At 61.6% G+C, this 8,206-nt stretch carries 7 protein-coding genes and 2 pseudogenes; 4 read left to right on the top strand and 5 right to left on the bottom strand.

Annotated elements, in window-relative coordinates; all coding sequences use genetic code 11:
* Window positions 1-277: 277 nt before the first annotated feature.
* On the top strand, window positions 278-1,957 hold the full coding sequence (locus PQR32_RS41830) for an ABC-F family ATP-binding cassette domain-containing protein (RefSeq protein WP_408241682.1): 1,680 nt from the start codon (window positions 278-280) through the stop codon (window positions 1,955-1,957).
* Between the two features lie 63 nt (window positions 1,958-2,020).
* Here PQR32_RS41830 and PQR32_RS41825 read toward each other — a convergent pair whose 3' ends face one another.
* The 3 genes from PQR32_RS41825 to PQR32_RS41815 form a co-directional block, all read right to left on the bottom strand.
* Entirely contained in the window at window positions 2,021-2,323 is a 303-nt protein-coding gene (locus PQR32_RS41825) for a hypothetical protein (RefSeq protein WP_408241679.1), read from the bottom strand.
* Between the two features lie 227 nt (window positions 2,324-2,550).
* Complete coding sequence (gene phaC, locus PQR32_RS41820) at window positions 2,551-4,281, bottom strand: class I poly(R)-hydroxyalkanoic acid synthase (RefSeq protein ID WP_408241676.1); 1,731 nt, start codon at window positions 4,279-4,281, stop codon at window positions 2,551-2,553.
* Window positions 4,282-4,367: 86 nt separating this feature from the next.
* Window positions 4,368-4,550, bottom strand: coding sequence for a hypothetical protein (locus PQR32_RS41815; protein WP_408241674.1), 183 nt, complete (start codon window positions 4,548-4,550; stop codon window positions 4,368-4,370).
* Window positions 4,551-4,751: 201 nt separating this feature from the next.
* On the opposite strand from PQR32_RS41815, the gene PQR32_RS41810 reads away from it, so the two are divergent.
* Entirely contained in the window at window positions 4,752-4,901 is a 150-nt protein-coding gene (locus PQR32_RS41810) for a hypothetical protein (protein ID WP_408241671.1), read from the top strand.
* A gap of 353 nt (window positions 4,902-5,254) precedes the next feature.
* Here PQR32_RS41810 and PQR32_RS41805 read toward each other — a convergent pair.
* Window positions 5,255-6,025 (bottom strand): annotated as a pseudogene (locus tag PQR32_RS41805) (aldehyde dehydrogenase family protein); the annotation flags it as partial.
* Between the two features lie 157 nt (window positions 6,026-6,182).
* Window positions 6,183-7,148: pseudogene (locus tag PQR32_RS41800) on the bottom strand (reverse transcriptase domain-containing protein); the annotation flags it as partial.
* Window positions 7,149-7,230: 82 nt separating this feature from the next.
* On the opposite strand from PQR32_RS41800, the gene PQR32_RS41795 reads away from it, so the two are divergent.
* Both PQR32_RS41795 and PQR32_RS41790 read left to right on the top strand, forming a co-directional pair.
* A complete protein-coding gene (locus PQR32_RS41795; RefSeq protein WP_408241668.1) occupies window positions 7,231-7,599 on the top strand; it encodes an ArsR/SmtB family transcription factor in 369 nt (122 codons plus the stop codon).
* Entirely contained in the window at window positions 7,577-8,092 is a 516-nt protein-coding gene (locus tag PQR32_RS41790) for an SRPBCC family protein (RefSeq protein ID WP_408241665.1), read from the top strand. The genes PQR32_RS41795 and PQR32_RS41790 overlap by 23 nt, the downstream gene beginning before the upstream one ends.
* Window positions 8,093-8,206 lie beyond the last annotated feature (114 nt).

Here is an 8,206-nt window from a genome sequence, read left to right as displayed (position 1 = left end):
GAGCACGCATTCGCCCCGCCTGCCGGAAAGCTGCCGTTAATGAGTCCAACGGCCGCTCTAGAGAGCGTTCGCCGAGCTGGTGCTATCGGCCAGGAGCCGTCACTCACCGTCTGTTCGCTGGCCCGCAGCCGGAACGCCCGGTGCGCCAGTGCCCGCCTCGCTTTGTGGCCGGTGGGTGCCGCAAAACGCAAACGGTTCCTCACTCGGCCGGCCAGAAAAGAGACAGCCCTGTACGTCCGGTCGGCTATCATGCTTATCCTCTCCGAAGTAGCTCCTTATGATTTCCGTCCGTAATGTCACGCTGCGCCGTGGCGTCAATGTCGTACTCGATAGCGCGTCCGTCACCTTCACCCCCGGCGAAAAGATAGGCCTTGTCGGCCGCAATGGCGCCGGCAAGTCATCCTTCTTCGCCCTTCTCAACGGCACGCTGCACGAAGACGGCGGCGAGTTCTCGATTCCCGCTGCATGGAAGATGGGCCAGGTCGCGCAGGAGATGCCGGAGACCGAGCAGAGTGCCACCGACTTCGTCATCGAGGGTGACACCGTACTGCTGGCCGCGCAGGCCGAAGTAGCCGCCGCTGAGGCCAGCGACGATGGCATGCGCATGGCGCACGCCTACATGGCCCTGCACGACGCCGGTGCACATGATGCCCCCGCACGTGCCCAGGCGCTGATCCTGGGCCTTGGCTTCAGTGCTGCGCAGCTTAGCCAGCCGGTCAACAGTTTCTCCGGCGGCTGGCGCATGCGACTGCAACTGGCGCGCGCGCTCATGTGCCCGTCCGACTTGCTGTTGCTCGACGAGCCGACCAATCACCTCGACCTCGACGCGCTGGTCTGGCTGGAAGCGTGGCTCAAACGCTATCAAGGAACCTTGGTAGTGATCAGCCACGATCGCGAATTCCTCGACGCGGTGACGCAGGTGACGGTGCACGTCGACAATGCCAAGCTTGTGCGTTATGGCGGCAACTACAGCAAGTTCGAAGACATGCGCGCTGAGCAACTGGTGTTGCAGCAGGCCGCGATGGCCAGGCAGGCGGACAAGATCGCCCACCTGCAGAAATTCATCGACCGTTTCAAGGCCAAGGCCTCGAAGGCGAAGCAGGCGCAGAGCCGGGTCAAGGCGCTCGAACGCATGGAGAAGATCGCACCGGTGCTTGCCGACGCAGAGTTCACCTTCGAGTTCAAGGAGCCGCTCAACGTCCCGAACCCGTTGTTGTCGATGCTGGACGCGAGCTTCGGCTACGCGGCGCCCACCGACGCACCGCCGGGCACGCCGCCGACGGTCATCGTGCGGGGCATCAACCGATCCGTGCTGGCCGGGCAGCGCATCGGCATTCTCGGTGCCAACGGCCAGGGCAAGTCCACTCTGGTTAAGACGGTGGCGCACGAACTGGCGCCGATTGCCGGCGAAATCAGCGAAGGCAAAGGCCTTAACATCGGCTACTTCGCACAGCAGGAACTCGACGTGCTGCGTCCTCTCGACACACCGATGGAACACATGATCCGCCTTGCCAGGGACACGCCGGCGCACATGCGTGCCCCCGGCCAGAGTGGCACCGAACAATCGCTTCGCACCTTCCTCGGCACCTTCAATTTCAGTGGCGACATGGTCCATCAGGCGGTCAGCACGATGAGCGGCGGCGAAAAGGCGCGGCTCGTGTTGTGCATGATCGTGTGGCAGCGCCCCAACCTGCTGCTGCTCGACGAGCCTACCAACCACCTCGACCTCACCACACGCGAAGCGTTAGGCATGGCGCTGAACGAATTCGAAGGCACAGTGATGCTGGTCAGTCACGACCGGTCCCTGCTGCGCGCGGTCTGTGACGAGTTCTGGCTCGTCACCAAGGGTGGCGTCGAGCCCTTCGACGGCGATCTGGACGATTACCAGCAGTTCCTGCGCGACGAAGCCCGTCGCATGCGCGAGCAGGCTGCCGGGGAGCAGAAGGTCATCGCCTGAGCTAACCCCTGGCAGTTCCAGTTTGGAAGCTGCCAGAGTGCTCACATCGAGCCGGAGGGGCACTTACGGCCGAAAAGTACGCATTCGTCCATGTCGGAGTGGCTGTTCACGATTCTCGTTTTCGAACGACCGCTGAAAAATAAGCCCGCACGTATGCGGCCCGTCCGGTTGCGACGTTTTGTTCCCAAGCAGCAGCGTCGATATCAGCTCGATATAGGCGGATTTTCCAGCGTACCTTTCGTCCACCATTACCGCTATGATGCCGATCAGCCCATCGAGTTTTTCAGCGGCCCCTGCTTTGCTAATGCCCGTTTTCGAGGCCACAGTTTTTCGTGTGCTCAGCGTCGGATTAGGCCTATCGGTCATGCGGTCTCTACGGTTACCGTTGATAAACGCTCGCGTCTTTCGTTCGTGCGGCGTTTCCGACTGCGGCCGGTCTCGCCCCCTAGGCGATGAATCGCTTTCCCAGTCACATCGAGCGCAAAGCCCGCAATAGCCACGATCACGGGCTTGCATACTAGCCGTCGGCCTCATTGCGCGATGAGTTGCACCTTTACATGTCTGTTGTCGAGGGCTGAAGCGCTCGACGCCGCTCAGGCGCCCATGACTTCCGGCGGATGTTTCGCAACATAACGCCCCGGCGCCGGCTCGATCGGCTTGTACTTCGCGTTGCCCGGCCGCTTCGGCGCGGCGACCTGCTTGCCCGCATGCGCCTGCAGCCAGTTGTTCCAGTGCGTCCACCAGCTTCCGGGTTGCGATTTCGCCGACTCGAGCCACGCCTGCGGATCGTCGCCGAGCGTGCCGTCGCTCCAGTAGCTGCGCTTGTTCTTCGACGCCGGATTGATCACGCCCGCGATATGGCCGCTCGCGCCGAGCACGAACTGCGTGTCGCCTCCGACAAGTCGCGTCGAACGGTACGCGCCCTTCCACGGCACGATGTGATCTTCCTGCGTGCCGAAGATATAGCTCGGCATGTCGATGCTGCCGAGGTCCACCTGCGTGCCGCACATCGAGAGGCGGCCCGCCTTGCACAGATTGTTTTCGAGATACATGTTGCGCAGGTACCAGGCGTACATCGGGCCAGGCAGATTGGTGCCGTCGGCATTCCAGTAAAGCAGATCGAACGCCTGCGGCAAGCCGCCCTTAAGGTAGTTGTTCACGACATACGGCCAGATCAGGTCGTTGGCGCGCAGCGTCTGGAACACGAAGCCGAGTTCACCGCCCGGATAGATGCCGCCCTTGCCGATCGTCTGCTCGCGCTGCGACACGCCCTGCTCGTCGATGAACACGCCGAGGTCGCCGGGATCACTGAAGTCGAGCATCGTCGTGAGGAGCGTCACGCTCGCCACTGACTCGTCGCCGCGCGCGCGCAGTACCGCGAGCGCCGACGACAGGATCGTCCCGCCGACACACCAGCCGACTGTATTGACCTTGTCGGCGCCGCTGATCGCGCGGCCGGCTTCGATCGCCTTGATCGCGCCGTTTTCGACGTAGTCGTCCCAGGTGATGTGGCCGAGTTCTGCATCGGGGTTGCGCCACGACACGAGGAACACGGTCAGCCCCTGCTCGGCCGCGAAGCGCACGAATGAGTTCTCGGGCTGCAGATCGAGGATGTAGAACTTGTTGATGCAGGGCGGCACAATCACGAGCGGCCGCTCGGCGACCTGCCCGGTCAGCGGCGCGTACTGGATCAGCTGGAACAGTTCGTTCTCGAACACCACCGATCCCTTCGATACTGCGACGTTCTTCCCCACTTCGAACGCGTTTTCATCAGTTATAGAGATGCGTCCGCGCTTCAGGTCTCCGAGCAAGTTCGCAAAGCCCGCGCGCATGCTTTCGCCCCGCGTCTCAATGGCGGTCTTCATCGCTTCGGGATTGGTCGCGGCGAAGTTGGCGGGGCTCATCGAATCGATGAACTGGCGCGCGTAGAAACGCAGCTTTTGCTTGTCCTTTTCGCCGACACCCGCAGCCTCGACCATGTCGTTGAGCAGACGCGAGTTGAGCAAGTAAGTCTGCTTGAGCATGCTGTACCACGGATTCTCGCGCCAGGCATCGGCACTGAAGCGGCGGTCGCCGCGCTCGGGTTCGACGGCGGGCTTGGGGTTTTGCCCCATCGCGCTCGTCGCCATGCCCATGTACAGCGCCATTTGCTGCTGCCAGTAATGCGCCTGTGCTTCTGCCAGTGCGAGCGCCGGCGTCTTAGCGGGGGTCGAAGGCATTTCGCCGATCTTGCCAACTGCGCCGGTGTAGGCGTGCAGCAGCGTCTGCCCCGATTTAAAAAAGCCTTGGACGAACTCGTCCGGCATGTTGAACGGTGCGGCCATGCTGCCTCCTGAGAGTGATGATTAAATGTTGCTGCCCGTCCCGCGATGACAACGCGCCAGTCGCGCGACAGGCCAAGGCGCGCTAGCTATTTGCGCTGCAGCATCTGCTTGATCTCTGCCGCATGTTCATTCGCGCGTTCGGTGAGGCTCGTCGTTGCCGTCATCTGAGACTTGCGCACGATTTCTGCCAGATCCCGAGCTTGAATGGCGCGAGAACCCCGGGCCGCAGTTGAGCCGAAGCGCCTGCGATTGCGAGACGACCCTTCCATTCACATCGAGTTCCGTTTGCCCTCAGCCAGATCCGCGAAGATCCGACGACGTGATCAGTGTGCAGCCATCCACTGCTTCGTGCCATCGCGACGAGCTTGGCGATGACGGCGATAACCGAGCGACCGACCGCACTGGTTGCGCTGCAACATAAAGGGAGTATTATTAGGGTAATCCCTTAGCCAAATACCCGGGCCTCAACCATGAAAACCATCGCTCAAACGTCAGTTGTTACCTCTTTCGGTTCGTGGCTGCGCAACGTGACGGCCGTCGCGCGTCGAGAATGGAACCGGGCGCTGGACCTGCACCTCCAGAACTGCGAGATCGTCGTCGAAGCTTATCGTCGCAAGTAATCAGCGAACTGTCTCGCCTGTCTTCGACAATCACGATCCGGTGCTAACCGCAAATAGGGGACGTTGTTCGCCATGGGTGACAATACCGGAAGGGGGGCGAAAGCGCTTCCAGCGGATGTGCCAAGCTTCATTTGCATCCTGAAGCGCCTTGAGCACAGCGGCTGGCGCGAGTCTACCCTCCGGGTTGGCTTATTCAACCCAAGGCTCGAACCTCTTTGTCCCAACCCTTCCAGTTCCGGATCAAGAACTCCATCGCGACACCCTCATCGCGCGCGCCGGGTCCCTTTTGACAAAGAAACGCGCGATTGGGCTGTGTCGTTTGCTCGTGACCGTTTAGCTGCGTGTGACCTGTCGGCATCGGTCACGAACAGCGCCGCGCAGGCTTGTGTGGGGCCAGTGGCCTCCAGCCCATACGCGACCGGGGCGACGCCCTTCGTTGCGGCCAACTTACCCTCGCCCTGCTGATATGCCGCGTGGATGCCTGGGGTCAGCATCGTCTGCGCGGGCCTCGCGCTCAGTTCTGTCGTGACGCCTTCTATGAATTCTTTCAACGTCTCGCCATCGATTGCAATACCGAGGCCCGGATTGGTGCAGAACTGGCCGCCGCCAAGCACAAGTGAATCGACAAAGCCTCGCGCGATGCCCTCACCGCGAGCAGCAAGCGCGCCCGGTAATAGAAATACAGGATTGATGCTGCTCATTTCGGCATACACGGGAATCGGCTCAGGCCGGCGGGCGGCCACGCGCATCAGCGACGTGCCGCCTCCTCGAGAACCTGTAAAGCCGACCGCTTTGATCGCCGGGTGAGCGACCAGCGCCTCCCCGACGGTGTTTCCGGCACCGACGATCATCGAAAACACGCCTTCCGGAAGGTCCATCTCTGTCGCGACACGTTGGACGACGCGACCCACCATTTCAGAAGTTCCCAGGTGAGCCCGGTGGGCTTTCACGACCACCGGACAGCCGGCCGCAAGTGCAGCCGCCGTGTCGCCACCGGCCACTGAAAAAGCTAACGGAAAGTTGCTCGCACCGAAGACGGCCACGGGACCAATCGGGATCCGCTGACACTTACGCTCGCTACCGCTTCTGGTCCGCGTACCTGTCGCGCTGCTCGGCAGCCACATTAGCCGAATCAGAGAACACGCCGAACGCGCTAGCAGAATTAACGAACATCAACAACAAGGGCGGGTGTCCGATCGGCATAGGGGACGGCCAGAAGGCCGTACCCCTGCCACACCACCCGGCATGCGGGTCCGCACCGGGCGGTTCGGGAAGTTGAGGTTATGAGAGTCGTGGCACACCCAGCCGATCGAAGTACGCGATGGTCAGCACACTGTTGCGCAATTGGTCGCTGTTGCGCAACCAGCGGCGACTGTTCGCCGCCACTTGTTGCGCAACGTCAGCCGATGCCCCCAGCGCACGCAGTGCCCGGTAGATGGTAGTGCCACGGCGCCAGTGTTTAAGCTGAATGGCACGCAACCGGTGACGCAGCCACTTGTCCAATGCTAACCAGACGCGCGGCGTTTGCGCCAGCCGGAAGTACGCCTTCCAGCCCTGCACGTAGGACCGTAACCGTTCCACCACATCCTTCATGCTGCGTCCACCAGACCGACGCGTCAGTTCACGGATGCGGCGTTTGAACGCCAGCAGCGGCTTGGCCGCCACCTTACGCTTCACCACACCACCGGGAGCCACCCACAGGCTGTAGCCTAGGAACTTACGACCAAACACACTGGCCACTGCGCTTTTGGTCTCGTTGACCTTCAGCCGCAATCGCCCATACAGACGCCGTAGCAGCGCCATCACCCGCTCACCCGCACGGCGACTCCGAACATACACATTCGCATCGTCGGCGCAGCGCACGAAGCAATGGCCCCGCCGCTCCAGTTCCTTGTCCACTTCATCGAGCAGCACGTTGGCCAGCAACGGGGATAGCGGCCCGCCTTGCGGCGTCCCCTGATCCCGCTGCCGGACTACTCCGTCATCCATGATGCCGCCGTTCAGATACGCCCGGACCAGCCGGATTACTCCGGCGTCGCCAATGCGTTTCTGCAACCGGTCGATCAGGATGTCGTGATTGACCCGGTCGAAGAACTTCTCCAGATCCACGTCCACCACGATCCGCCGACCCGACTGCACGTACGATTGCGCGGCAAGCACCGCATCGTGCGCACGCCGTCCAGGCCGGAAGCCGTAGCTGTGCTCGCTGAATGTCGGGTCCAGCACTGGCTGCAGCACCTGCAGCAGCTTATAAAGACTGCACGGCTGAGCCGCGTGCAAGCGCGCTATCCCCTTGTCTACCACCGATAGCCGTGCAATACTGAACCAAATGGCTCAGTATACTCAACAAACTCGATTCGACTCCTCGTTCGCCGCGCTATCGGACCCCACCCGACGCGGCGTGCTGGAGCAGTTGATGCGCGCCGATGCTTCCGTTACGGACCTCGCCGAGCGATTCCACATGACCTTGACCGGCATGAGGAAACACATCGGCATTCTGGAGCAGGCGGAGCTCGTGACCACGGAGAAGGTGGGACGCGTGCGGACCTGCAGGCTTGGTTCGCGCCGTCTCGAGGAAGAATTGGCCTGGATCGAGCATTACCGCCAGATGTGGGCCGCGCGCTTCGACGCACTGGACACTGTCATTGAGGAACTCAAACGTAAGGAGGAACGTAATGGTCGCAAAAAAAGAAAATGAACCCGTCCGCGCCAGCAACCGCACGACGTCGGAAAGGACGTCCGAACGCGAGATGGTGACCACACGGACCTTCGACGCCCCGTCGCGGCTCGTGTTCGAAGCGTGGACCACGCCCGAGCTCTTCAAACATTGGTGGGTGCCGAAGTCGAGCGGCGCGACTCTGCTTTCCTGCGAACAGGATGTCCGTGTCGGCGGCAGCTACCGGCTGGTGTTTTCACACCCCAAAGCTACGACGCCTTTGGAGTTCTTCGGCAAGTATCTCGAGGTGGTGCCGAATGCCCGCCTCGCCTGGACCAACGAGGAAAGTGCAGACGGTGCCATCACGACGGTGACTTTCGAGGAGCGGGATGGCAAGACGCTGCTGGTGATGCATGAACTCTATCCGTCGATGGAAGCGCTCGACGTCGCCATCGAGGGAATGGACGAGGCAATGCCTGAAATATTCGGACAGCTGGACGAATTTCTGCTTGCCCGGGGTGCCTCGAAGGCGTAGGCGATACTTTGGGTGTCCGTACCGTAGTGTCAAACAGTCACCTGCAGGAAGAGGCTTTGGGTTGGGACGTGAATGTCGCCTTTTGGCCGCATTGCCTCATGCGACTGCCATATC

Source organism: Paraburkholderia dipogonis (assembly GCF_046027395.1).
Lineage (GTDB): Bacteria > Pseudomonadota > Gammaproteobacteria > Burkholderiales > Burkholderiaceae > Paraburkholderia > Paraburkholderia dipogonis_A.
The sequence above is the reverse complement of the archived record's forward strand: the minus strand, read 5'-3'. Positions and strand labels throughout refer to the sequence as shown.